Here is a 23170-nt window from a genome sequence, read left to right on the forward strand (position 1 = left end):
GACAGGATGATGCGGCGATCGGCGCGCGTGGCGGGGACGGCATGAGCGGAGCGGCACCGCGGCTGTCCGGCACCAATCTCGAGCGGGCCGCCGACCACAACCAGCGCGTGACGCTGCATGCGATCCGCGTCGGCGGATCGCTGACGCGCGTCGAGCTGGCGCAGATCACCGGGCTCACCGGCCCGGCGATTGCCAACATCACCCGGCGGCTGCTGCAGGACGGGCTGATCCAGGAGGCCGGGCAGCGCCGCGGCGGACGCGGGCAGCCGCCGACCAAGCTCGAGGTGCGACGCGACGCCTGCTACTCGATCGGCGTGAACGTCGATCGCGACCATATTACGTTGGTCCTCGTCGACTTCGCCGGGGAGACGCTGGCGCGTCGCGCGGAGGAGATCGACTTCGCGCTGCCCGACGACGTGCGCGCCTTCTACCGCCGATCGATCAAGCCGATGCTGCGCGCCGCCGGCGTCGACGCGGCCAAATTGGTCGGGCTCGGCGTGGCGGTGCCGGACGATCTCGGCTCGGTCGATCTGCCGGGGCGTCCCGCCGCTTATGACGCGTGGGAGCGGGTCGACATGGTCGCGCTGTTCGCCGAGCCGCTCGCGCTGCCCGTGTTCGTCGAGAACGACGCCGCCGCCGCCGCCACCGGCGAGATGCAGCTCGGCATGGGGCAGCGGCTCAGCAACTTCTTCTACATCCTGGTGTCGTCCGGCCTCGGCGGCGGCGTGGTGAGCGACGGCGTGTACGCGCGCGGCGCACATGGACGCAGCGGCGAGCTTGGCTTCATGCTCGCGCCGGACGAGGACGGCGCGCGTGAGCAGGTGCAGAAACTGGTCTCGCGTTCCGGCCTGCAGGAGCATCTCGCGCGTGACGGCTTTGCCATCACCGCCGCGCTCGCCGCCGACGCGCCCGATGCCGCGCGTGCCAGCGTCGACGCCTGGATCGACCGCGCCGCGCGGCGGCTTTGTACGCCGCTCGACGCGATCAGCTGCCTGATCGATCCCGCCGCGGTGCTGATCGGCGGTCGGCTGCCCGCCGCGGTGGTGGAGACGCTGGCCGACCGGGTCAACGCGCTGATCGGGGAGGTGACCAACGCCCCCGCGGTGGCGCGCGTGGAGCGCGCCGCACTGTCCGAGGATGCGCCGGCCGTGGGCGCCGCCATCCTGCCATTCAGCCACTTCCTGCTGCCCAAGCCCGGCGCGCTGTGGAAGGCGGTCGATTAGGTCGTACGGAGCTTCGGCTTTGCCCCTCTAAGGATCCCTCTGCGGCACGCTCATCGGGCGGCCTGTCGCGCGGGAGCCTGATCGCTTCTGGCGCGGCAATTCGTTTCTCTGGTCAAGGCCTGGACTGCCGTGTTCGCCGGGAAGCACTTCCATAACCGACGTCGGTGCGACAGGCGCGGAGCGATCCTGCCGGTAGAGGGGCGTCACCTCATCGCTCGCCGTCGATCGGTTTTACGGCCGATCTGGACGGACATTGCCTGTTCACAAAGGTTTGCGCGAACGTTCTCAATTCTTCCATTTGACAATTTGCTTTTGCTATTGTCTGATTAACCATCGCTGCCCGGCATGAGGGGTGCAGCGCGCCAGCGGTGCGCGCGGGCAATGGGGTCGAGGGACGTGGCGGGGCAACGAATCCCGCCGCGAAGAGGAGGGATGGACATATGCGAGGTTTCACCGGTCATGCCCCGTCGCGCGCGCCGCTGCGCCGCCGGATGCCGCTGCTGTTGGCGGGGGTGAGTCTGGCCGCGGGCATCGTCGGCAGCGCGCAGGCGCAGCAGACCAGCCCCTCGACCGCCACCGGTGCCCAGGCCGAGCAGGCCGACAAGGCGCCCGACCAGACGACCGTCCCGGCGCCGTCGAGCAACACCGGCGAGGTGTCCGCGCCCGCCGCCAACAGCACGCTCGACAGCCCCGGCCAGCTGCAGGCCGACGCCGCTGACTCCGCCGTCGACTCGGCTGCGGCGGGTGGCGGTGACATTGTCGTCACCGGTTATCGCCGCTCGATCGAGCAGAGCCTCAGCCGCAAGCGCGAGGCCAATGCCTTCGTCGACGTGATCACCGCGGAGGACGTCGGCAAGTTCCCCGACAAGAACGTCGCCGATTCGCTCCAGCGTGTTCCCGGCGTGATCATTGACCGCGACGGCGGCGAGGGCGCGCAGGTGAGTATCCGCGGCCTCGGCTCCGACCTGACCTTGACCGAGCTCAACGGTAACTTCATCGCCGGCGCGGGCGACGACAATCCGTCGCGTTCGTTCAACTATCTGCTGCTGCCGTCCACGCTGATCGGCAGCGTCGAGGTGTTCAAGTCATCCGAGGCGCGGCTCGACGAGGGCGGCGTCGGCGGTGTCATCATCAATCACACACGCGTGCCGTTCGACCTCAAGCCCTGGTCGGGCACGGTTTCGGCCGAGGGCACGTACGCCGACGTGACGAAGAAGACGGAGCCAAACGTCTCCGGACTGCTGTCGTGGCACAATGAGGGCAAAACGCTCGGCTTCCTCGTCGGTGCGACCTATCAGGAGCGGACCAACCGCACGCTGAGCGCCAATGCCGACAGTTGGCATTGGTGGACCAGGGATCGCAACGCCAAGCCGGCTGTGGACGTCAACGGCAGCACCTACGCCAACGATGCCGCTATCGATTATTGGAACGATGGCGTGGGCGGTCAGCAAACCACGCAGGGCGGTACGGAGTTCGACGGCTATTGGGCGCCGCAGTCGGTCAGCGAAACGATCGAGGAGCAAAAGCGCAAGCGCCTCGGCATCCAGGCGACGATGCAGGCCAAGCCGTTCGACAATTTAGAGATCACCGCCAACTACTTCCGCTTCCAGCTGGACGGGGATTATACCCGCAACGTCATCAAAATTCCCGAATGGGGATATGGCAACTTTTTCACAGCGGGCACGCTCGACAAGAGCGGGACGATCCTGAACGGTGCGACCTTCCAGGTGCCACCCGAGGGTACCTTGTGCCGCGCCAACGCCAATCCGTGCACCATGGAGACTCCCGCGCCGCAGAACTATCTGGGACGCGAGCGGAGTGTGTCGAATACCTACGACGTCCACGCCAAGTGGAACAAAGATCACCTCAGCGTCGACGTTGTGTTCGGCAAGACGCGATCGACCGGCGGCCCGTCGTTCCAATTCTATGCGCAGGCCAAGCCGCGCAACGGCGCGGTCAACGGCAACAGCCTGAGCGCCTGGAACTTCACCGATCAGTCGGTTGCGATGAACTTCTCGCCCGATATCATCCAGAACATGCTCAATGGCGTGGCACAGATCGATCTCGGGTCGACCGGGTCGGGCTTCACCAACAGCTCGCTGTCGCAGCGCTACGCCCAGGTCGACGTGACGCGCAGCTTCGACTCGCCCTTCCTCGCATCGATCCAGGCGGGCGCCAAGTGGCGTGACGGTCGGGTTCATCGTGAGACGGGCCGCTTCGAATGGTATTCGGACGCGGCCAATACGCTACGCTTCCAGGACACGCCCGGCGGTGCGCTGGCGCTGCCGGAGATCTTCTACCCCAACTCGCTCGGCAACATCGCGGGCGGGTTCGAGACGAGCGCCTTTCCGGCGATCAACATCAACAATTACATTGATTACCTTAACGGCAAGTACAACGGCCCCGTGCGTGTGCCCGAGCCGCAGAACGTGTACGACATTCAGGAGAAGATCTGGGCGGGCTACGCGCAGGCCAACTTCAAGACCGAGACGGTGCGCGGCAACATAGGACTTCGCGTAGTCAACACCAAGCAGAGCGGCGTATCGACTGACGCGCTGATCTACGAGAATGACTATTGCGTCAACGGACCGAACGGCCAGTTCGACCCGAACAATCCGTTCGGCGAGGACGGCAATTGCCTCGTCATTCCCGAGGCCCAGCGCCAGCAGCGCGTCTTCAGCCAGAATGCACAGACCAAGAGCTACACCGACTTCCTGCCGAGCTTCAACATTTCGTGGGAGGTGGTCCCCAACCTGCTGCTGCGCGGCGCGGCGTCGAAGGTGATCAGCCGGCCGGGCTATCAGGACCTCGGCGCGGCGCGCGCGCTGACCTTCAACTCGGACCCGTTCGTGTTCGATCGCGGCCAGTTCGGCGCGCTGCCCGGCTGGTTCGGCGAGGGCGGCAACTTCAACCTGAGGCCATTCCGGGCGTGGCAGTATGACATCGGTGCGGAATGGTATTTCCACCCCGGCTCGGTCATCGGCGCAACCTTGTTCCGCAAGGACGTGAAGGACTTCGTCGTGCCGGTCGTGATCGACCTGCCGCAGGAGGTCGCCGGCGAGACGGTGACGGTGCAACAATATGCGACCCAGGCGAACGGCTCCAGCGCGGTGTCGCAGGGCGTCGAGCTCTACGCCCAGCATACGCTCGACTTCGGGCTCGGCGCGCAGGTGAACTTCACCTACAATGACACGTCGACCGCGGAGGTCTCGCTCAACGGCACCAAGCTGGGTGAGTCGCCGCTGGTCAACAGCGCCAAGACGCAGTTCAACGCCTCGATCTTCTACGAGCGCGGGCCGGTGCTGCTGCGCGCTTCGTACAACCGCCGCGGCGAGGTGGTGCGCGAACTGGTGTCGGGGATCAACACCTACGACGATCCCTATGAGCAGGTCGATCTGAACGCGGCGTTCGACGTCTACAAGAACGTCCAGATCACCGCCTCGGTGATCAACCTCACCAAGTCGGAGCAGCGCCGCCACCTCGGCAACGACACCAAGGACCGCTTCGTCTCTAACGAATATGCCGGCCGCCGCGTCTATCTCGGCGCCGCCTTCAAGTTCTGATCACCAATGACGTCTCAGGGAGAGTGAACATGGCAAGCGCGCGGCGCCGGGGCATCATCGCGGCGCTGTGCGCCTCCACCATGATCCTCTCCCCCGCGGCGACGGTGGCGCAGGACGCGCCGCCGGCGTCGGTCGACCTCGTCAACCCGCTGATGGGGACGGACAGCAGCTACGAGCTGTCCTACGGCAACACCTACCCCGCGATCGCGGTGCCGTTCGGGATGAACGCCTGGACGCCGGTCACCGGCAAGATGGGGAACGGCTGGGGCTACACATACAGCTCCCACAAGATCAACGGGTTCAAGCAAACGCACCAGCCGAGCCCGTGGATGAACGATTATGCCGCCTTCGCGCTGCTGCCGATGACCGGCACGGTGAAGGCGAAGGAGGAGGAACGCGCCTCCTGGTTCAGCCACAAGGCGGAGGAGAGCCGCGCCTGGGGCTACAAGGTCTATCTCGCCGACTATGACGTCACCACCGAGATCGTGCCGACCGGGCGTGCCGCGCAGTTCCGCTTCACCTTCCCCGAAGCCAAGGACGCGCACGTCCTGCTCGATGGCTATACCGGCGGCTCGATGGTGTCGGTCGACCCGGCGCGCCGCCGCATCACCGGCTATGTCAGCAACAATCACGGTGGCGTGCCGGCCAATTTCCGCAACTGGTTCGTGGTCGAGTTCGACAAGCCCTTCACCGTCAGCCAGACCTTCGACGGCAGCGGCACGCTGACCGCCGGCCGCCGCGCCGAAGGCGATCACGTCGGCGCGGTGATCAGCTTCGCGACGAAGAAGGGCGAACAGGTCGGCGCGCGCGTCGCCTCGTCGTTCATCAGCGCCGAGCAGGCGCAGCGCAACCTCGACGGCGAGATCGGTCGCGACACGTTCGACCAGACCAGGGCCAAGGCACGCGCCGCCTGGTCGGCCGAGCTCGACCGCATCAAGGTCGACGACCCCGATCTCGATAACCGCCGCACCTTCTACTCGGCGATGTGGCGCATGCTGCAATTCCCGCGCGAGTTCCACGAGCGCGGCGCGAACGGCAAGCTGATCCACTACAGCCCGTATGACGGCAAGGTCCACGACGGCCCGCTCTACACCGACAACGGCTTCTGGGACACGTGGCGCGCGGTCTTCCCCTTCTTCGCGCTGATGTACCCCGAGCGCGACGGCGAGATCATGCAGGGGCTGGTTAACACCTACAAGGAGTCGGGCTGGCTGCCGGAATGGGCCAGCCCGGGGCATCGCAGCGTCATGATCGGGTCGAACTCGGCCAATCTGATCGCCGACGCCTATCTCAACGGCGTCCGCGGCTTCGACGCCAACACGCTGTACGAGGCGATGGTCAAGAACGCGACCACCTCCGAGGGGCGGCCGCGCGACAAGAGCGGCAAGGTGCTCAGCGCGGTCGGGCGCGAGGGCGTCGAGCTGTACAACCAGCTCGGCTACGTCCCCTACGACGTCGGTATCAACGAGAATGCGGCGCGCACGCTCGAATATGCCACCGCCGACTTCTCGCTGTCGCGAATGGCCGCCGCGCTGGGCAAGACCGACGATGCCAGGAAGTATGCCGCGCAGGCGCATAATTATCGCAAGCTGTTCGACCCGCAGAGCGGCTGGATGCGCGGCCGCAACAAGGACGGCAGCTGGTCGACTCCGTTCAGCCCGTACAAATGGGGCGACGCCTTCACCGAGGGCAATTCGATCCACTACAGCTGGTCGGTGATGCAGGACGTACAGGGACTGATCGACCTGATGGGGGGCGACCGCAAGTTCGTCGCGCGGCTCGACTCGGTGTTCTCGACCCCGCCGATCTTCGACGACAGCTATTACGGCCAGGTGATCCACGAGATCCGCGAAATGCAGATCGTCGACATGGGCCAATATGCGCACGGCAATCAGCCGATCCAGCATATGATCTATCTGTACGACTGGGCCGGTGCACCGTGGAAGGCGCAATATCACGCGCGCGAGGTGATGCGGAAACTCTACTCCGCCGCGCCCGACGGCTATCCCGGGGATGAGGACAATGGCCAGACCTCGGCCTGGTACGTCTTCTCCGCGCTCGGCTTCTATCCCGTCACGCCGACGGTAGGGCAATATGCGATCGGCAGCCCGCTGTTTCGCCGCGTCAGCGTGACGATGCCCGGCGGCAAGCTGCTGACGATCGAGGCCGAAAACAACAGCCGCGACAATGTCTACATCCAGTCGGCGACGCTCAACGGCGCGCCTTACGCCAAGCCGTGGCTGTCGCGCGAGGCGCTGCGGGCGGGCGGCACACTCCGCTTCGTGATGGGGCCGACGCCGAACAAGGAGTGGGGCACCGCGCGCGCGGACCGGCCGTTCTCGATGACCCGGCCGAAGTAAGGAGGCGCTGAGCGCGGGTCCTATCGCCCGCTGCGCTTGCCCGTTTGCGGCAGCGCGGGACGGCGCCCCAGACCGGTGCGTCGTCTCATGCCGACACGATGCATCCTCCGTCGCGCCCGAACCGTTGCACCCGCTCGAAGGAGCGAGCGAATGGTGGATGAGCGCGGACGCGCGGTGCCGAGCGGGCGATGGTCGCGGCTCAGCGGTTTCGGCAAGCTGGCGGGCGGCGTGGCGGGCGGGGTGATCGCGGAGGGCGCGCGCCGGCTCGCCACCGGGGAGCGCCCGCGCATGGGGGAGCTGCTGCTCACCCCCGCCAATGCCGCGCGCGTCGCCGATCAATTGTCGCAGCTGCGCGGCGCGGCGATGAAGCTCGGTCAGATGATCTCGATGGACGCGGGCGACGTGCTTCCGCCCGAGCTCACCGCGATCCTGGCGCGGCTGCGCGAGAGCGCGCACCACATGCCGCCCGCGCAGCTCGACCGCGTGCTCGCGCAGCAATGGGGCGAGGGGTGGCGACGCCGCTTCCGCCACTTTCAGGCGCATCCGATCGCCGCCGCCTCGATCGGCCAGGTCCATCGTGCCGAGCTGCCAGACGGGCGCGTGCTCGCGATCAAGGTGCAATATCCGGGCGTCGCCGAGAGCATCGATGCCGACGTCGACAATGTCGCCACGCTGTTGCGTGTCACCGGGCTGCTGCCGCGCGAGCTCGATCTCCGTCCGCTGCTCGAGGAGGCCAAGCGCCAGCTGCACGAGGAGGCCGATTATGCGCGCGAGCTAGCGATGCTCGAACGCTATCGCACGCTGCTCGGCGATGACGCCGGCTATGTCGTGCCGGCGCCGGAGCGCGCGCTCAGCACCGATCGCGTCCTCGCGATGACGTTCGTTGCGGGAGTACCGGTCGAGACGCTCGCAGACGCGCCGGCGGAGACGCGCGACGCTGCCGGTGCAGCGCTGGTGCGGCTGGTGCTGCGCGAACTGTTCGACTGGGGCGTGATGCAGACCGATCCCAATTTCGCCAACTACCGCTGGCAGGCGGACGACGGCCGGCTCGTGCTGCTCGACTTCGGCGCAGCGCGCGAGGTGCGCGCCGAGACGCGCCGGGGTTACCACCGTCTGCTGATGGCCGGGCTCGACGGCGACCGCGCGCGCGTCCGCGAGGCGGCGCTCGCCGCGGGCTTCCTCGGCACCGCCGCGGTGGAGCGCCACGGCGCCGCGGTCAACCGCATGATCGACGTGATCCTCGCCGACCTGGGTCGGCCGGGCGCGTTCGACTTTGGCGACAGACGCTTCGTCGGCGTGGTGCGCGAGGAGGCCACCACAGTGGCGCGCGACCGCGCCACCTGGCACCTGCCGCCGATCGACACCTTGTTCGTCCAGCGCAAGGTGAGCGGTACTGCGCTGCTGTGCGCGCGGCTCGGTGCACGGGTCGACGTGCGCGCGATGGTGGAGCGGTATCGCGGTGTCGAGGGGGAGGCGCCGGAGGCGTGAGCGGCGCGGCGCTCGTCCGGCTAAAGGGAGGGGCCGGCGCGATATGACGTTCGCCCTTTGCGCAGGCGTCCTCACCGCTCCCGCCGTCATCCTGGACTCGTTTCAGGATCCACCGTGCCGAAGGCGCCGCGGCGGTCGCTGATGCGGCGCCGCGGGTCCTGAAACGAGATCAGGATGATGATGGTGGAGGACGGAAGCAAAAGGCGGGCTGCGCCACGCCCTGCTTTGCGCCTTCGTCAAATTTCGACGGCTCGCCTTCCGCCCTCACATCATGCCTTCACAGGTTTGCCTGTTCCTCCTTCGGGAGGTCCGCGTCGGGCGGGTAGTAGAGCTCAGCGCATTCCTCGCGCAGGCAGCCGCCCTCGATCACGATATCGTCGCGATAGGCATCCGCGATGAACGACAGAGTGTCGACATGCTTTGCCTCGAAATACATCGCGTGGACGTCGTCCCGCCCGGCGCCATAGACGACGCGGCCGACCTTCGACCAGATCGAGGCCATCGTGCACATGCCGCACGGTTGCAGCGTCGAATACAGCGTCGCACCGCGCAGCTCGAGCTCGCCGCTGCCCTCGCAGGCGCGGCGGATCGCCATCATCTCGGCATGGGCGGTGGCGTCGGGCAGCTCGTGCGTCTGGTTGCGCTCCGCGGCGAGCACCCTGCCGTCGAGCACGATCACCGAGCCGAGCGGCGAGGTGGACGGATCCGATCCCTTCGAGCGCGCCACCGCGATCGCCTCGCGCATCCAGCGTTCGTCTTCCTCGGTCATGCTCACCTCCGCGGCGCTCAACGCGGCATTCACGGGTGCGGTCCCGGCCGGCTCGGGCCGATCGTCACTGTTCCAATCCGAGACGGATGCGTCACGAAGCTATGCATCCTAACTCGCTAACGCGGGTTAGCGTTGGGGACGTAGTAAAAGGGGCGTACACAATGAAAATCATCGGTCTGGCGGCGCTCGGCGCCGCCGTCGTCGCAGCGGTTCCCGCCGCGGGCGCGACGATCGACTTCGGCACCAACACCACCGATCAGGTCACCTGTGCGCCGGGCTGCACCGCCACGGTCCAGTACAGCATTTCGAGCGCGCTGTTCAGCACGGCGGGCTATATCGACAGCCTCACTTTCTTCCTCCAGCCCAATGCGGCGACGCCGCTGTCGATCTATCTCGGCACCGCGGCGACCGGCGTGGGCGCGATGTCGTCGATGCTGTCAGCCAATCGCGGCGCCGATTTCGCCTCCTTCTACAACGGCACGGTGGCGGCGGGCGCCGCCGGCGCGCGCTCGTTCGACGGATCCTTCTTCTACGATCCCGCGATGGGCGACCTGCTGCTCGAGATCCGCGGCGACGGGCTGCGCAACCTGACGGGCGCCGCCTCCTACGCGCCGGGCCAGGTGCAGCGCGTCTATACGTTCAACTCGTTCCGCGATCAGGACCGCGGCGTGGTCGACGCCGACGCCGGGCTGACGACGCGCTTCGGCTTCACGCCCGCAGCCGTGCCCGAGCCGTCGACCTGGATGCTGATGCTCGCCGGCTTTGCCGCAGTGGGCTATGGCATGCGCCGGCGCCGTTCGGTCCACTTCAACCTGGTGTGAGCCACGGCATGCGACGCGGTTCGTCGCGTCGCGTGCACATAAGACGGTGAGCGGTGCCCGCGCCCGTGCGAGCGGAGCGCGCCCGCTCCCGCGCCGACTTTCTCGCACGTGCAGCAACTTCTACTCGGCTCATGGGGTTCGAGGAGGAAGTCGATGGTCACGAGAGAGGGTGCGCCGATTGGACGGCGCGATGCGCTGCGGCTGGGGGCGGGCGCCACCGCGACGGCGCTGGTTGCGTGTCGCGGCCATGCAGGCGAGCTGACGGCGACGCGCCACGATGGCATCCCGGTGCGCCAGCTCGGCGCCATTACCGGCAACGATCCGGCGGCGATGCGGCGCTGGGGCGAGTGGCTCGGCCGCGGGCAGGATCACGACCTGCTCTACTTCAACCAGGAGAGCTGGGAGAAGCTGGAGCAATCGATCGACTTCATCGTCGGTGTCGGCCGTGGCGTGATCGCCCAGGGACGGCGGGTGCACTGGTCGGTCCCGGTCGGTGGTGCGCGCGGCTATGACAGTGTCGTCGCGGGAACACGCGATGCGCTGTACCGACGGATCGCGGGCGCCATCCTCGCGGCCTCGCCGCGTAACGATAGCCGCATCTGCGTCCGCCTGCCATGGGAGTTCAACCTGGCGTCGCAGTCGCTTGCGGCGCACGACGGCGGCGGACGTTGGGCGGCGCGCCCCTATGTCGCGGCGTGGCGTCGCATCGCCAGTCTCTTCCGCCAGGTGTCGCGCCGCTTCTATTTCGACTGGTGCCCCAATATCGGCGAGGGCGGGATCAACCCCGAGCAATGCTACCCCGGCGACGACCTGGTCGACGTCGTCAGCGTCGACCTCTACTATCAGGGCAAGTACGACGACCAGAACCTGCGCGACGGCGGCCGCTCGATCTTTGGCTATCGCGTGTCGCAGCCGTTCGGGCTGGGCTGGCTGGCGTCGTTCGGCGCGCGCCACGGCAAGCTGATCGGCGTGTCGGAATGGGGCGTGGACGACGACCGCGCTGCGATCTTCGCGCAGCTGATGGCGGCGTGGATCATCGCCCAGGGCGCGCGCCTGTCGCACCACAATTATTGGAACCGCACCGACGGCGGGATCAACGCGCGGCTTACCGACGGGCATCTCCCCAACGTGGCGCGCGCCTATCGCGCGGCGTTCGGGCGGTAGCGGGTCGTGCCTCACGCTGCCGGTGTCATCGCGAGCGAAACCACCGATTAGGCGAGGTGGTCGCCAGGCGTACCGAGCCGCCGGCGCGACCGGGTCGTGGCTCGGCCCCTGGCCGCTTACCTAGCGGCGGCCTCGACCATCTACCTGACCAGCGGCGGACTGATCGTCGCCGCGACGTGGCCAACTGATGCAATGCTGGTCGCGCCATTGCTGGAGCGGACGAGCGCGCCTGTCGGGGCGGCGACACCGGCGAGGGCAGGGTGTCTAGCCAAACGGCCGCGGCGATGGCGCAGACATGTCGAAAGCGGACAGGTGATCGGCGCGCAGGGTGGCGGACGTGCCGCGGCGGAGGGCTGCTCCACCGCGGCGTAGGGGATCAGGCGATGTGCCAATCGGTGCTGACCGGCACCAGCGTGGCGCCGTCGTTAGCGTAGAAGCTGCCCGACCCCATGCCCACCCAGTTGATGACGACGCCGCTGTCGCTGCGCCACAGGACGTCATCATGACCGTCTCCGCTGTAGTCGCCGATTTCGGCAACTGACCAGCCGGTCAAGGCTCGCGGAACGAGGGCGACGGCGTCATTGACGGTGAAGCCGCCGTCGGCGCGGCCCAGCCAGTTGGAGACGCTGCCGTCGGCGTTGCGCCACAGGATGTCATCGCGACCGTCACCGTCGAAGTCGCCCGTGCCGACCACCGTCCAATCGGTCCCGGCCCGGCTGAACGCCGCCGCGTCGTTGACGGTGAAGCCACCGTCTGTGCGGCCGAGCCAGTCCGACAGGGAGCCATCGGCATTGCGCCACAGGATGTCGTCGCGACCGTCACCGTTGAAATCGCCCGTGCCCGCCACGGTCCAGCTCGCCGATACATCGGTCAACGCCACCGCGTCGTTTGCCTTATACCCACCCGCAGCGGTGCTGAGCCAGTCGGAAATCGTCCCGTCGGCATGGCGCCACAGGATGTCGTCGCGATGGTCGCCGTCGAAGTCGCCGGTGCCCACGACCTGCCAGTCGGTCCCGACGCGAACAAAGCCGTTGGCGTCATTGGGGGTGAAGCCGCCGTCGGCGCGCGCCAGCCAGTTGGAGAGGGTGCCGTCGCTGTTGCGCCACAGCATGTCGTCGCGACCGTCGCCATTGAGATCGGCCGTGCCGGTGACCTGCCAGCTGGTCGGCACTTGCGTGAAGGCGGCGGCATCGTTCGTCGTGAAGCGGCCTTGTTGTCCGCCCAGCCAATCGGACAGCGCACCGTTATCGTTGCGCCAGAGGATGTCGGAGTAACCGTCGCCGTTGAAGTCGTTGCGCGCGTCCATCGGTGACCCATGGGGCTCAAAGCCGTTGAGGTTGTGCGCGGTGAGCCTGGCGACATCGACGTTCCGCAACGTGAGCAGTTCCAGGAAGCCGTAGTCATGTCCGCTCGTACTATCGCGATCGATGTCGACCCGCGCGTCTTTCCCGGACTGCACCACGCGCAGGTAACCCGATCGGACCGGGTCGGAACCGTTCCAATTGGGCGCGTGCCGCCTCAAATACGCGCCGAGATCGAGCACGTCGCCGGCGTCGCCCGTCGCGAAGTCCGTGATCGTGGTCGTCAAGAAGGCGGTATAATCGCCGTAGCTCGCACCGAGAACGACATGATCCTGGCCTGCTCCCAATGTCATGGTGGCCGATCCGTAAACCGCGATCAGGTTCAGCGTGTCATCGCCGTCGCCCAGGTCGATGGTCACCGGACCGGTGGCTAGGGTGGTCACCGAGACCAGGTCGTTCCCCGCGCCGGCGTCGATCACGATCGTCTCGCTGACGAACTGCCGCTCCGTGTGAAACAGCTTGATGACGTCGTTGCCCGCGCCGCCCCGCAGCGTGTCCGAACCACTCGCTTCGTCGACGACGAAGTCGTCACCGTCTCCGCCGTCCAGCACGTCATTGCCCATGCCGCCGGACAGCGTGTCGTTGCCAGCCAGACCCTCGATCAGGTCGTCGTCGGCGGTTCCGGTCAGCTGATCGTTCCCGTTCGTTCCCGTCAGTTTTGCCATCGTCCTCTCCCCCATGAACAGTGCCGCCTACGAAAGGCGGGCGCTTGGGGCAACGTGGCAATGCGTCCTCAATGACGGCTAGTCCGGTTCTGGGTCAGAAGGCTCGAACAGTAACCATGCGAGTAGGGCAAGGCGCTGTCGCCTTCCTTCGTGGCCTCGCCAGGTTATCGCGGGAACGGGTATCGCCGCTACTAGGTCCGAGCCGAGAGGCAGCAGACAGGCGATGATCGATCCATGACGCGCGGACGTCGACCGTCAAACGTGGTTGACAAGAAAGTCGCGGCGTGGCTGATTTTGCGCATGGGGATTGCGATCTCCCCACGAGGCGTCAGCTGAAGGGTCGCGTCCAGCTTTCATTCCGGGGACGCGCGATGCTCACTCACCATGCCACGATCAATAACATGCTCTTGCGCCCCGTCGCATCGCCCGGCTCTCGCGCGTCGAGAGCCGGACGCCATCGGCTGGCGCGGACGTTTCTTGCGAGCGCCGTCGCAGCAACCTTTGCCGTGTGTTCTCCGCCCGCTCATGCCGAGGAGGACACACAGGCATGGGCGTCGGTGATTGCGACCGGCGCCGTGCGCGGCGATCTCTTCCTTTGGCTCGAGGGACAGGCCCGAGCGACCGACGACATTGGCGGTGGCAGCCAGGTCATTGTCCGGCCGGCGATCGGAGCTAGGATCGGGCGAGACGCTCACGCTGTCGTCGGTTATGCCTATGTCAGGACCGATCCGGAAGGCGGCGCGGTGACGCATGAGCACCGCCCATGGCAGCAGGTCCAGTTCGCGCCGATCCGACTGAGGAGCGGGGCACCGCTCGTCATCAGTCGCACGCGGCTCGAACAGCGGATGGTCGAGGGCCGAGACGGCACCGCCTGGCGGCTCCGCCAGTTCGTGCGGGTGCAGGTGCCGATCGCCAAGCCGGGCGGGCTTCAGGCGGTCGCGTTTACCGAGGGCTTCTTCAACCTCAACGAGACCCGCTGGGGCGTGCGCGACGGTATCGATCAATGGCGCACCTTTGTCGGCGTCGGATTTCCGGTTGCGGAGCGGGCGCGGCTTGAGCCGGGATATCTGAACCAGCGCATCAACCGCCCAGGCGATGACCGCGTCAACCATGTGCTGAGTGCGACCTTGTTCGTTCGCTTGTGAACGGCGTGTGCCGCTACGGCAGCCACCGATCAGGTCTCAGCGGGCTCTACACGGCCAGACATTCGGTATCGCGGCGTTGTCGAAGCTCCAGCCTCGGTACCGCTTGCGCGATCGGCAGCGCTGCTGGAACGCGGGGGCATATCGCTACAACGGATTCCTCCGGCGCAATACTTGGCCAGGGGAGAGAGCGGACAAGCGGCTTTCGACAACTCTGACGCGCAAGGCCGCCTTATCCGCGCGCGCCCGAGACGCGGGGGCCGGGCCACTCATCGCGCGGTGCATCGGAGACCACGGTCATTCCCCGGCCGTCGGTCGCGCGCACCGGCAGCGATGCGGTGTCGAAGCCGTCGAGACAGAAGACGTTGACCCCGAAGTGGTCGGGGGCTGCGCGCTTCCGATGAAACACGTAGATGCCGCATCGACGGCAGAAATGGTGTTTGGCGCGGCGGGTGTTCCACTCGTACGTGGCGAGCAGATCCTGACCCGTCTGCACGGACAACGCAGCTTCCGGCACTTTCGTCATCACCGCGTGACGCTTCACACACAGTGAGCAATCGCAGGTGGTGAGTTCGACCGGCTCGACATCGATCGTGAAACGAATGCCGCCACAGTGGCAGGAGCCGGAGTGAGCCATGGCCGCGTGCTAGTCGAAGCTGGTCGCGGCACCAAGAGCGAAGGCGCGCCAGCGGGGGGCGAGTAGCTTCGCGAAAGCCGATGCCTGCAAACTACCTCCACAGACATCGCGGTCGATGGGCCACGGCTGGCGCTTGCTGAGACCGCCCACCAGGCCGGCAACGCTCGGGTTTATGGCCCAGAACGGAGGTGGCGGGGATGCGGTGGGATAAGGCTGTGGTCGGGGAGTGCCGAGCGGCTCTCCGCCGCCGGCGTCGCCCAGGCGCGAACCTCCGGCCGCAGCGAGGACTTCCACCACGACCCGTACCTGCGGCAGAGCGACCGCGCGCAGCTCAAGGATCATCGCCACTCAGGCCGACGCAGCGGGTTTCGCGCGGGTGCAATAGGCTTGCTCGGCATTATCCGCAGAGAGCGTAGGCGGCACCGCGGCGGAGGGTATCTCCACCGCGGGCAGTCGGTGGTGGATCGTACCTTCGGGTACGTGTCAGTCTTCGATTATGCCCGTTTCCTGCGTAACATGCAGTTGGCCGCCTGCGCCCTCACCGCGGCTGCGCCCAGCCTGAGCACCGCGAGCCGTCGGGTCGCGTATCGGCAGCCGCCACCGGTGCTCGGCGAGGACCGAGAGGAGGACGGGCGCCATCAGTAACTTGCCCGCAGGGTCAGCAGGACGTTCCGCGGCTCGCCATAAAAGTTGTACGTGTTGATCGAGCCGACGCGCTGGTAATATACCTTGTCGAACACGTTGTTGACCGACACGAACGCCCGCAGCTCCTCGCTGACCCGCCAGCCGAGCTGGGCCCCGGCGACCGCGAACGGCGCCTGCTCGCGAAGGCCGGCCACGCCGCCCGCGATGACGCCGCTTTGACCGTTTACGCTGACCGCGGCAAAGACCCCGCCGAGCGCCGCCGGCTCGTACCGGACGTAGGCCTTGTACTGGTGCCGGGGCGTGTTGAGGTCGAACACCGCCCCGGTCTGTGCGGCGGTTCCCAGCTCAAATTGGGTCTTCACATTGGTGTAGCTCGCCACCAGGTCCAGCCCGGGCAGCGGGCGCCCGGTGACCTCGAACTCGAACCCTTCGACTGTCACGACGCCCGCCTGCACGAAAAACCCGGGGTTAGCCGTGTCGGAGAGGGCGCGGTTCTTGTCCTTGCTGCGGAATATCGCGGCGCTCGCGTTCACTGCGCCGCTGAGGAAGCGCCCCTTCAGCCCCGCCTCATATTGCTCTCCGACGCGCGGGTCGAGCACGCTGCCGTCAGCGCGCAGCGAAGTCTGAGGGTTGAAGATGTCGGAATAGCTTCCGTACAGCGTAACATCGTCGGTCAGGTGCAGCACCGCACCGAGGCTGGGTGTGAACTGGCCGCGCTCTCGCGCTCCGGTGACGAGGCCGGTCGGGGACGAGGGCGGGATGTTGCGCGACTTGTTGGTATAGTCGCTGATCCGACCGCCCGCGACGATCGTCAGACCTCTGATCGGGCGCAGCCGGAGCTGCGCGTGCACGCCGCTTTGCTGCAGATCGGTCTCGCTCCCGGACGTGAAGGCGGCAGCCGGCAGCGGGATCGTGTCCGCATCGTAGATGGAATAGCGACCGACCGGAGTTTGGGTGCGATTGAGGAATGAGGTTGTCCGCTTGTCCCAGCTGTAGCCGATCGCCAGCTCATGCTCCTGGCCGAACAGCGTGAAGGGCCCGGTAGCATAGGCGTCCACCGACGTTTTGCCATTCACGCCGCGGCTGCGGCGATTCACATATTCTGCGATCAGTGTGACGGGATCGACACCCGTTCCGGGCCGGACGAACGCATCCTCCCAGGCTCGCGGGATGATGCGGTAAAGTCCGCGCACGACCATCGACCAGTCGCCGAGCTGCTGCTTGATCTCGCCGGCATATTCGGTGGTCGTTTCGGTGAACTTGTTCCAACTCGGCAGATGTTGGAAGTCGCGGCGCAAGTTCAGGAACTGGTCGGTCAGCGGGTGCAGCTGGCCGTTGGTCAACAGCCCATAGGCTGGCTGCCCGTTCATCGGCGTGTTCGCCACCGTATCCTGGTAGCTGAGCGACGCTCCGACCGTGGTCGTCGGCGTCAGGTCGAAGTCGAGCGCGGTATAGGCGGTGAGCTTGCGTGTATGCGACTTTACCTGAAAGAAGTCGCGGTCGTGGAGCGCGCCGACTGCTCGCAGGCGCAGGCGACCCGCGGCATCCACTGGCCCTCCGATGTCGAACTCGCCGCGATAGTTGTTCCAGGACCCCGCAGAGAGCGCACCGGAAACCGTGAGCTGATCCTGCCCACGCTTGCGGATGAGGTTGATCGTGCCGCCCGGCGACCCGGAACCGCGGAACAGACCCGTGGGTCCGCGCTGCACCTCGAGCCGCTCGTAGATGACGAGGTCGAATTCGGGCACGCCCGAGGAGAAGGTTGAGGGGATGCCGTCATAGGCATAGTCGAGCACGAAGCCGCGCGCGCGATAATCGGGATTGGTGCCGTCGAACGGCATCACTGTGACGCCAGCCACGGTCTGCACCGCCTCGCCGATTGTGAACAGGTTGCGGTCCTCGATCTGCTGGCGCGTGACCACACTGACTGATTGCGGAATCTCAATCAGCGGAGCGGGGCTCTTGCCCGCAACGGTCGCCTGCTGGGGCGCATAGCTATCGTCCTCGCGGATGCCGTTGACGACGATGTCCGAGCGGCGTGAGTGCTCCTCAGCCTCCGTCTGGGCGGAGGCAGGCATGGTGATCGGGAACAGGCCAAGCATCAGGCCTGCCCGGATGGACAGTCGGTTCATCGATCCCCCTTAGATCAACCAGGTACGGTATAACGTCTCCTTATGTTGGGGCGGTGTGTGCCGCAAGACGCTTACGAAGCTCGCGTCGCCGAACGGCCACCGTACCCTCCACCGATCGTTCGAAAGCAGACGGTCGAGTTCACGACCGGCAAGACGCCTTCACATGGGCAGCGGTGGCACCATGACTGCAATCGTGCACGGGCCGCGTCGTTAGAAGGTGTTGGTAGTGGCTCCGGGGCGAGGATCATTGTTCCACAATCTCCGCCGTCTGATCACAAGCACCCGGCGAAGGCAAACTACGCCGCAATGTGGGCCAACGAGTACTTCTGCGGGTTAACGTCATTCACCACCTCGCACGCAGCGCGACCAGCCGCGGGCGCCCGCCGCGTGAACCCGCACCAGCTGACGCCCCGCGTAGCACCGGCGTGATGTCCTGCCCGTCGACGGTGACGCGATAGTCGGGGCGGTTGGGCGCGGCGCTCACACCCACTCCGCAGCGTTACCGCCGGCCGGTGCGGCGGGCGAGGGGGCCGGCTCGGCGTCGACCTGGAGCAGCTGGAGCTGGAAGCCGATCAGCCGCGGCGTGCCGTCGGGGAAGAAGGCGGTGTGGCGCTCGCTGACGCGCGTGACGACGAACTGGCCGAGCACGTCGCCGCTGCCGCTCACCAGCGGCCAGGCGGCGCCTTCCGCGGCCATGTCGACCAGCTGCGCGAGCGAGGCGGCGCCGTCCATCAGCTCGGCCGGCGCGTCGCCGGCGAACGTGATCTCGTCATTGTCGCGGCCGAGGAACTGGGTGGCGTCGAGCGCGCCGACGCGGGGGGCGCGGGCGTGGCGCCAGGCGCGGTCGCGCGTCAGCTCCTGATAAGCGAGCGTGTCGATCGAGAAGACGAACATGCCGAGCGCCATCAGGTTCATTGGTCGGCTCCGTCGGGATCGTCGCGGTAGCTGGCGCGCGCGTGCGCGGCCTCGCGGCGGCGGTACGCCTCCAGCGCGCGGGCGACTTCCTCCGCGATCGAGCAGCTTGTCCGCGACCACGGCGACCACCGCGAGCGCGGCGGCGACCGGCTGTGTGTCGAGCCCCGGCGCGCCGAGGATGCGCGGGCGCACGCCCAGCTGCGGCTCGGCGGCGAGCAGTGCCTGCAGCCCGGTCTTGGTGCCGGCGACGGTGCCGCCGATGACATTGGTGTTGGTCGCGCCCGTGTCGGCGCCCGCGGCGACGCGCACGACGATTACCGGCGCGCGCACCTGATCGGCGATCGCGACCAGCGCGCCGTCATTCCCGGCGACGCCGATCGCAGCGGGGAGGTCGGTGACCAGCACCGGACGGTTGAGCGGGAAGGCGGCGTCGAGCGCGTCGCTCGCGGCGCCCGCTGCGGCGCTGGCGGTAGCGACCAGCCCGATCACCGCGGTGGCGACGGTGACAAGCGCGCGGGCGCCCTCGCTATATTCGGTGACGGTGATGCCGTGCATGGGCGGTTCCTCAGGCGGGGCGGGGGGCAAGCGGGACGAGCAGCCGCGTGCGCGCGTTGGGGGCGGGGACGTCGGTGCGGGTGGCGTCGATGGTGAGCGCGACACGACCGTCGGCGCGCGCCTCGACCGCGACCGCGGTGACGCGCAGCCGGCGCTCCCAGCGTGCGAGCGCGAGCGCGGTCGCGGCGACCAGGCGCATGCGACCGAGCGCGTTCATCGGCTGGTCGAGCAGCTCGGGCAGCAGCGAGCCGTAATCGCGGCGCGCGACGCGGCTGCCGATCGGGGTCGAGAGGATGTCCGCGACCGACTGGCGCAGGTGCGCCGCGCCGCGAAGCGGTCGGCCGGTGACGGCGTCCATGCCGTTCATTGCGGTGGCCCCGAGGTGCCGCCGCCCGGCTGGACACCGGGATGGGTATGGCGCTTGAGGCTCTTGCCGGAAGCGACGACGTCGTCGCTGGCGGTGAGCTTGCCGGTGACGCTTACGTCGCCGTCGAGCGCGGTCCTGCCCTTCACCTTGACGTCGCCCTTGATCGCGACCGGTGCCTCGATCGAGACGCCGGCAGGCGCGGTGATCGTGAGCGGTCGGCCGTCAGGGAGCTTGAGGACGAGGCCGGCGCCCTCGGCGTCGTAGGAGAGTTCGGCGCCGTCCGCCCAGGTGACGAGGTCGCGCTTGTCGCTGGCGGGGGCAGGATGCGTGTCGCTGAACAGCGCGGGCAGAACGAGTCCGCCCTCCACGTCGCCCTCGGGGCAGAGCAGCAGCACCTGCTCGCCCGCGACCGGGGGCGACCAGACGCGCGCGGCGCCGGCGCGCGGGGTGAGCCAGGGGATGTCGCCGGTGACCAGCTCGCCGACGCGCACGCGGCAGGTGGCGTGCGCGAGATCGACCGACTCGACCGCGCCGAGCTGGAGCAGGTTGCCGAACAAGCGGCGCGGGTCGGAAAGCGCGGTCATGACGAGGCGCGACCATGCGCCGGGGGGCGCCGTGGCGCGCGGGCGCGTGCCTGTGGGAGGCCGCTGCGACAGGTCCTCAGCGGGAAGCGGTACGTTCCTGCGGGCGGCGAGCGCGTGAGCGGTAGCGTCCGCTAGCTCCTTACTGGCGCTTCATGCAGTCGTCGGTCCATCACTTCCGGATGCGAAGATGAAACTCGTCATTTTCGTCCTGCCGGCTATGACGACATGGCTCTGCCTTATAGCGTGAAACAGTTGGTGACTGATATCGAGCGTCGCACGCTTTGCCCGCTTCACCGCAAGAACCCGAGGGAAACTCTCAACACGAAGGAGTAAGAGCATGGGCTCGAAGTACGTACTCGCAATTGGATCGTCACTCGCCTTTTGTGCGATGGCTGCGACTGCGCAGGGTCAGCAGAGCGTGAAGCGAACAGACCTTCAGCGACACGACCTGTCAATCGTTAATCGGGAGACAGTGCAGGCGCGCATCGACATCGCACCGGGAGCAACGGCGCCTTGGCACCGACATCCGGGCGAGGAGGTCATCTACGTAATCGAAGGCACGTTGGAATACCAGCTGGACGGCCAGAGCCCGGCGACCTTCAAAGCTGGCGAGGTTTTGTTCATACCGGCAGGTGTAGCACACAAGGCGCATAATCCTGGCACCACCAATGGCGCCGAGCTCGCGACCTACATAGTGGAAAAAGGCAAGCCGCTCGTGACGCTTGCGCCTGAAGTCGGTCGACGCTGACGAACGAGAGTAGGCTCCAACCGAACTCAACGAGTGGCCGCTTACGCTGTACGGCACCTGTAAGCGGCCCTTCCGCTATCGTGCCACAACCAGCCATTCAGCTCCGATCCGGTGAGATCGTTCGTGATGCCGTTTCGCGAACGAAGCTGCTGCCACCACGCTGGCGCGATGATCTCGCTGGCTGGACTTACCTTCCATCCCTATAAGGCGTGCTATCTGTGCCAGCACGTTTTTGACGGAGCGCCAGTGCTCGGGTTCGCTCATGACGTGGACGGTGATCTACAAGTCACGTGCGGCGGAGAGCCATACGGGGAGAGACTGGCGCGTCGTCGGCGTCGGTCACTTGAATACAGACGATCTTCAACTCGCATCGCTGCCAACGGTCGACCTGGGCTATGCAGCGGAGCGAAAGACGCTGCTCGGCGAATGGTGCTGTTCTCCCTCAGTTGAGAACGCGTCCGCTTACCTCCGGTCAGCCGGCATCAGTCGCACCGACGAGCATGAGTCATTCGGTCGCTGCGACCGCTCCCGCAACCGCAGCAGCGATCACGCCCGCCGCGATCTTGTACTCGACGCCGCGCGCGACCTCGCGGACCCGCGCCTCGGTGGCCGCGGCCTCGTAGCCGCCCTTGCCATCGAGGCAGGCGTTGACCGGGCGCTCGTGGCGCACGCCGTCGTGCTCGAAGGTGACCGCGACCGTACGGGTCGCGCTGTCGAACGCGCCGATGCTGACCTTCATGACGTCGACTCCGTCCAGTGGCTGTCATCGATGAGGTCGACGCGCGCGAGCTGGCGCGGCGTCATCGCCGACAGCGCGGCCTCGAGCCGGTTCGAGGCGGCGCGCAAGCCGTCGATCGCGGCGAAGCGTCGCTCGATCGCGGCGCGGCGCTCGCCCGGGGCCGTGGCGAGGTCGCGTGCGTCGTTGAGCTGGCGCCACAGCGGCGCCACCGCGTGGATCCGCCGCGCCGCCTCCGCCTTCACCGCCGCGAGCAACCGTGCGCGCAGCTGCTCGCCCGTCTCGCGCGGCGCGCGCGCGGTCGGGCGTCCGTCATCGCCCGCCCGGATCTCCTTGCCGGCGGACTGCGCCTCGAGCAGCGCGGCGTGTTCGGCGGCGTCGATTGGCACCGCGTCCGCGGGCAGCTCGGCGTGGAGGCGCGCGTCGAAGAAGGCGTTGTGCGTCGCGCTGTAGTGGATCGGCACCGGGGGCGCTCCGTCAATAGCCTAGCGCGAGCAGCCGCGGCCAGCTCGCCTGGCGGTCGACGATCGCGCCGCCGGGCAGCTGGCGCTGCACCGTCGCGGACGACGCGGAAACCGCGACCAGCTGGTAGGCGGCGTGTGCCTCGGGATCGGCCTGGCCGAGCTGGGCGGTGACCACCACCTGCGTGCAGGCGCCGGGAAAGGTGATCGGGAAGGTGACAGTCTGCGTCGCCACGCTGCCGGCGTCCTGAAACGCGCCCGACACCCACTGGATGATCAGCCCGCCGGGCAGCACGACATAGCCGTTGGTCGACAGCGCGCCGGGAAAGGCGCCGATGAGGTCGGCGGCCTTGTGCGTGTGCGCCGCGGGCGGAAAGGCAGCGGGGCGGCCGAGCAGGTTGCTCCAGGCGCGCAGGTCGTCGCGCTCCCAGCCGTCGAGCAGGTCGGCGTCGAGGCCGGAGCCGGCGCCGTCGTTGCCCGCGTCCCACACGCGGTTGCCGGCGCGGTCGACCCCGGTGGCGGCAATGCCGAGCCGCGAGTGATTGTCGATCACGACGTCCCAGCGGTCGGCGACGCGGTCGTAGCGCAGCACGTCGCCCTCGTCGGCGCTGAGATCGGGTTTGCCCTCGCGGTTGATGCGCAGGTAGCAGTGATTGTCCGCGTACAGGCCGCCGATCGCGGTGACGCCGCCGATGAAGGTTGCGCCGGTGAGCAGCGCGAAGTCGGTCGAGTCGTGGCCGTCGAGCAGATCGGCATCGAGGCCCGAGCCGGCGCCGTCGTTGCCCGCGTCCCACAGGCGATTGCCGGCGCGGTCGAGCCCGGTCGCGCTCATCG

19 protein-coding genes are annotated in these 23170 nt (G+C 67.5%); 8 read left to right on the forward strand and 11 right to left on the reverse strand.

The window, feature by feature from the left end; all coding sequences use genetic code 11:
- Window positions 1-41: 41 nt before the first annotated feature.
- The 4 genes from ACMGDM_RS11880 to ACMGDM_RS11895 all read left to right on the forward strand — a co-directional run bounded on the left by ACMGDM_RS11880 (window position 42) and on the right by ACMGDM_RS11895 (window position 8634).
- Window positions 42-1223 carry an ROK family transcriptional regulator gene (locus ACMGDM_RS11880; protein ID WP_436804338.1) on the forward strand — a complete coding sequence of 394 codons (1182 nt, stop codon included), beginning with the start codon at window positions 42-44 and terminating at the stop codon, window positions 1221-1223.
- Between the two features lie 440 nt (window positions 1224-1663).
- The gene (locus ACMGDM_RS11885) at window positions 1664-4786 is read left to right on the forward strand and encodes a TonB-dependent receptor (RefSeq protein ID WP_436804339.1); all 3123 of its coding nucleotides are present in this window, start codon (window positions 1664-1666) and stop codon (window positions 4784-4786) included.
- Window positions 4787-4866: 80 nt separating this feature from the next.
- Window positions 4867-7146 (forward strand): GH92 family glycosyl hydrolase, encoded by a 2280-nt coding sequence (locus tag ACMGDM_RS11890; protein WP_436804824.1) that lies wholly within the window; start codon window positions 4867-4869, stop codon window positions 7144-7146.
- Window positions 7147-7296: 150 nt separating this feature from the next.
- On the forward strand, window positions 7297-8634 hold the full coding sequence (locus ACMGDM_RS11895; RefSeq protein WP_436804340.1) for an ABC1 kinase family protein: 1338 nt from the start codon (window positions 7297-7299) through the stop codon (window positions 8632-8634).
- Between the two features lie 277 nt (window positions 8635-8911).
- On the opposite strand, the gene ACMGDM_RS11900 is transcribed toward ACMGDM_RS11895, so the two are convergent.
- Complete coding sequence (locus tag ACMGDM_RS11900; RefSeq protein ID WP_436804341.1) at window positions 8912-9403, reverse strand: nucleoside deaminase; 492 nt, start codon at window positions 9401-9403, stop codon at window positions 8912-8914.
- Window positions 9404-9564: 161 nt separating this feature from the next.
- Here ACMGDM_RS11900 and ACMGDM_RS11905 point away from each other — a divergent pair, with 161 nt between their 5' ends.
- Window positions 9565-10224, forward strand: a complete 660-nt coding sequence (locus ACMGDM_RS11905) for a PEPxxWA-CTERM sorting domain-containing protein (protein WP_436804342.1) — start codon at window positions 9565-9567, stop codon at window positions 10222-10224.
- A 153-nt stretch (window positions 10225-10377) separates the two neighbouring features.
- Window positions 10378-11388, forward strand: coding sequence for a glycoside hydrolase family 26 protein (locus ACMGDM_RS11910; RefSeq protein WP_436804343.1), 1011 nt, complete (start codon window positions 10378-10380; stop codon window positions 11386-11388).
- Window positions 11389-11764: 376 nt separating this feature from the next.
- Here the strand turns inward: ACMGDM_RS11910 and ACMGDM_RS11915 are convergent, their stop codons facing one another.
- Window positions 11765-13414, reverse strand: a complete 1650-nt coding sequence (locus ACMGDM_RS11915; protein WP_436804344.1) for an FG-GAP-like repeat-containing protein — start codon at window positions 13412-13414, stop codon at window positions 11765-11767.
- Window positions 13415-13785: 371 nt separating this feature from the next.
- Here ACMGDM_RS11915 and ACMGDM_RS11920 point away from each other — a divergent pair, with 371 nt between their 5' ends.
- Window positions 13786-14559 (forward strand): DUF2490 domain-containing protein, encoded by a 774-nt coding sequence (locus ACMGDM_RS11920; RefSeq protein WP_436804345.1) that lies wholly within the window; start codon window positions 13786-13788, stop codon window positions 14557-14559.
- Between the two features lie 229 nt (window positions 14560-14788).
- Here ACMGDM_RS11920 and ACMGDM_RS11925 read toward each other — a convergent pair whose 3' ends face one another.
- From ACMGDM_RS11925 to ACMGDM_RS11950, 6 genes are all read right to left on the reverse strand, one after another.
- The gene (locus ACMGDM_RS11925; RefSeq protein WP_436804346.1) at window positions 14789-15193 is read right to left on the reverse strand and encodes a GFA family protein; all 405 of its coding nucleotides are present in this window, start codon (window positions 15191-15193) and stop codon (window positions 14789-14791) included.
- A 638-nt stretch (window positions 15194-15831) separates the two neighbouring features.
- Window positions 15832-17970, reverse strand: coding sequence for a TonB-dependent siderophore receptor (locus tag ACMGDM_RS11930; protein ID WP_436804347.1), 2139 nt, complete (start codon window positions 17968-17970; stop codon window positions 15832-15834).
- A gap of 343 nt (window positions 17971-18313) precedes the next feature.
- Entirely contained in the window at window positions 18314-18454 is a 141-nt protein-coding gene (locus ACMGDM_RS11935; protein ID WP_436804348.1) for a hypothetical protein, read from the reverse strand.
- Window positions 18451-19440, reverse strand: coding sequence for a phage tail protein (locus tag ACMGDM_RS11940; protein ID WP_436804349.1), 990 nt, complete (start codon window positions 19438-19440; stop codon window positions 18451-18453). The genes ACMGDM_RS11935 and ACMGDM_RS11940 overlap by 4 nt, the downstream gene beginning before the upstream one ends.
- Before the next feature lie 10 nt (window positions 19441-19450).
- Window positions 19451-19798 (reverse strand): GPW/gp25 family protein, encoded by a 348-nt coding sequence (locus ACMGDM_RS11945; protein ID WP_436804350.1) that lies wholly within the window; start codon window positions 19796-19798, stop codon window positions 19451-19453.
- Window positions 19799-19803: 5 nt separating this feature from the next.
- On the reverse strand, window positions 19804-20391 hold the full coding sequence (locus ACMGDM_RS11950) for a phage baseplate assembly protein V (RefSeq protein WP_436804351.1): 588 nt from the start codon (window positions 20389-20391) through the stop codon (window positions 19804-19806).
- A gap of 337 nt (window positions 20392-20728) precedes the next feature.
- Between ACMGDM_RS11950 and ACMGDM_RS11955 the strand changes: the two genes are divergently transcribed.
- Window positions 20729-21139, forward strand: a complete 411-nt coding sequence (locus tag ACMGDM_RS11955) for a cupin domain-containing protein (protein WP_436804352.1) — start codon at window positions 20729-20731, stop codon at window positions 21137-21139.
- Between the two features lie 505 nt (window positions 21140-21644).
- Here the strand turns inward: ACMGDM_RS11955 and ACMGDM_RS11960 are convergent.
- Genes ACMGDM_RS11960 through ACMGDM_RS11970 form a run of 3 tightly spaced genes read right to left on the reverse strand, consistent with a single transcriptional unit; the run spans window position 21645 to window position 23168 of the window.
- On the reverse strand, window positions 21645-21878 hold the full coding sequence (locus ACMGDM_RS11960; RefSeq protein WP_436804353.1) for a hypothetical protein: 234 nt from the start codon (window positions 21876-21878) through the stop codon (window positions 21645-21647).
- Window positions 21875-22339, reverse strand: coding sequence for a hypothetical protein (locus ACMGDM_RS11965; RefSeq protein WP_436804354.1), 465 nt, complete (start codon window positions 22337-22339; stop codon window positions 21875-21877). Before ACMGDM_RS11965 ends, ACMGDM_RS11960 begins: the two co-directional genes overlap by 4 nt.
- A 13-nt stretch (window positions 22340-22352) precedes the next feature.
- On the reverse strand, window positions 22353-23168 hold the full coding sequence (locus ACMGDM_RS11970; protein WP_436804355.1) for a gp53-like domain-containing protein: 816 nt from the start codon (window positions 23166-23168) through the stop codon (window positions 22353-22355).
- Window positions 23169-23170: the final 2 nt, after the last annotated feature.

Origin of the sequence: Sphingomonas larreae, assembly GCF_051400595.1 — a bacterium.
Classification (GTDB): Bacteria; Pseudomonadota; Alphaproteobacteria; order Sphingomonadales; family Sphingomonadaceae; genus Sphingomonas.

Excerpts from the sequence above, each read along its gene's own strand:
- ACMGDM_RS11955 (WP_436804352.1), top strand. The coding sequence starts at position 20,729 with ATGGGCTCGAAGTACGTACTCGCAATTGGATCGTCACTCGCCTTTTGT.
- ACMGDM_RS11895 (WP_436804340.1), top strand. The coding sequence starts at position 7,297 with ATGGTGGATGAGCGCGGACGCGCGGTGCCGAGCGGGCGATGGTCGCGG.
- ACMGDM_RS11950 (WP_436804351.1), bottom strand. The coding sequence starts at position 20,391 with ATGACCGCGCTTTCCGACCCGCGCCGCTTGTTCGGCAACCTGCTCCAG.
- ACMGDM_RS11915 (WP_436804344.1), bottom strand. The coding sequence starts at position 13,414 with ATGGCAAAACTGACGGGAACGAACGGGAACGATCAGCTGACCGGAACC.
- ACMGDM_RS11930 (WP_436804347.1), bottom strand. The coding sequence starts at position 17,970 with ATGAACCGACTGTCCATCCGGGCAGGCCTGATGCTTGGCCTGTTCCCG.
- ACMGDM_RS11940 (WP_436804349.1), bottom strand. The coding sequence starts at position 19,440 with ATGCACGGCATCACCGTCACCGAATATAGCGAGGGCGCCCGCGCGCTT.
- ACMGDM_RS11945 (WP_436804350.1), bottom strand. The coding sequence starts at position 19,798 with ATGGACGCCGTCACCGGCCGACCGCTTCGCGGCGCGGCGCACCTGCGC.
- ACMGDM_RS11910 (WP_436804343.1), top strand. The coding sequence starts at position 10,378 with ATGGTCACGAGAGAGGGTGCGCCGATTGGACGGCGCGATGCGCTGCGG.
- ACMGDM_RS11970 (WP_436804355.1), bottom strand. The coding sequence starts at position 23,168 with ATGAGCGCGACCGGGCTCGACCGCGCCGGCAATCGCCTGTGGGACGCG.
- ACMGDM_RS11890 (WP_436804824.1), top strand. The coding sequence starts at position 4,867 with ATGATCCTCTCCCCCGCGGCGACGGTGGCGCAGGACGCGCCGCCGGCG.
- ACMGDM_RS11960 (WP_436804353.1), bottom strand. The coding sequence starts at position 21,878 with ATGAAGGTCAGCATCGGCGCGTTCGACAGCGCGACCCGTACGGTCGCG.
- ACMGDM_RS11900 (WP_436804341.1), bottom strand. The coding sequence starts at position 9,403 with ATGACCGAGGAAGACGAACGCTGGATGCGCGAGGCGATCGCGGTGGCG.
- ACMGDM_RS11885 (WP_436804339.1), top strand. The coding sequence starts at position 1,664 with ATGCGAGGTTTCACCGGTCATGCCCCGTCGCGCGCGCCGCTGCGCCGC.
- ACMGDM_RS11905 (WP_436804342.1), top strand. The coding sequence starts at position 9,565 with ATGAAAATCATCGGTCTGGCGGCGCTCGGCGCCGCCGTCGTCGCAGCG.
- ACMGDM_RS11880 (WP_436804338.1), top strand. The coding sequence starts at position 42 with ATGAGCGGAGCGGCACCGCGGCTGTCCGGCACCAATCTCGAGCGGGCC.
- ACMGDM_RS11920 (WP_436804345.1), top strand. The coding sequence starts at position 13,786 with ATGCTCACTCACCATGCCACGATCAATAACATGCTCTTGCGCCCCGTC.
- ACMGDM_RS11925 (WP_436804346.1), bottom strand. The coding sequence starts at position 15,193 with ATGGCTCACTCCGGCTCCTGCCACTGTGGCGGCATTCGTTTCACGATC.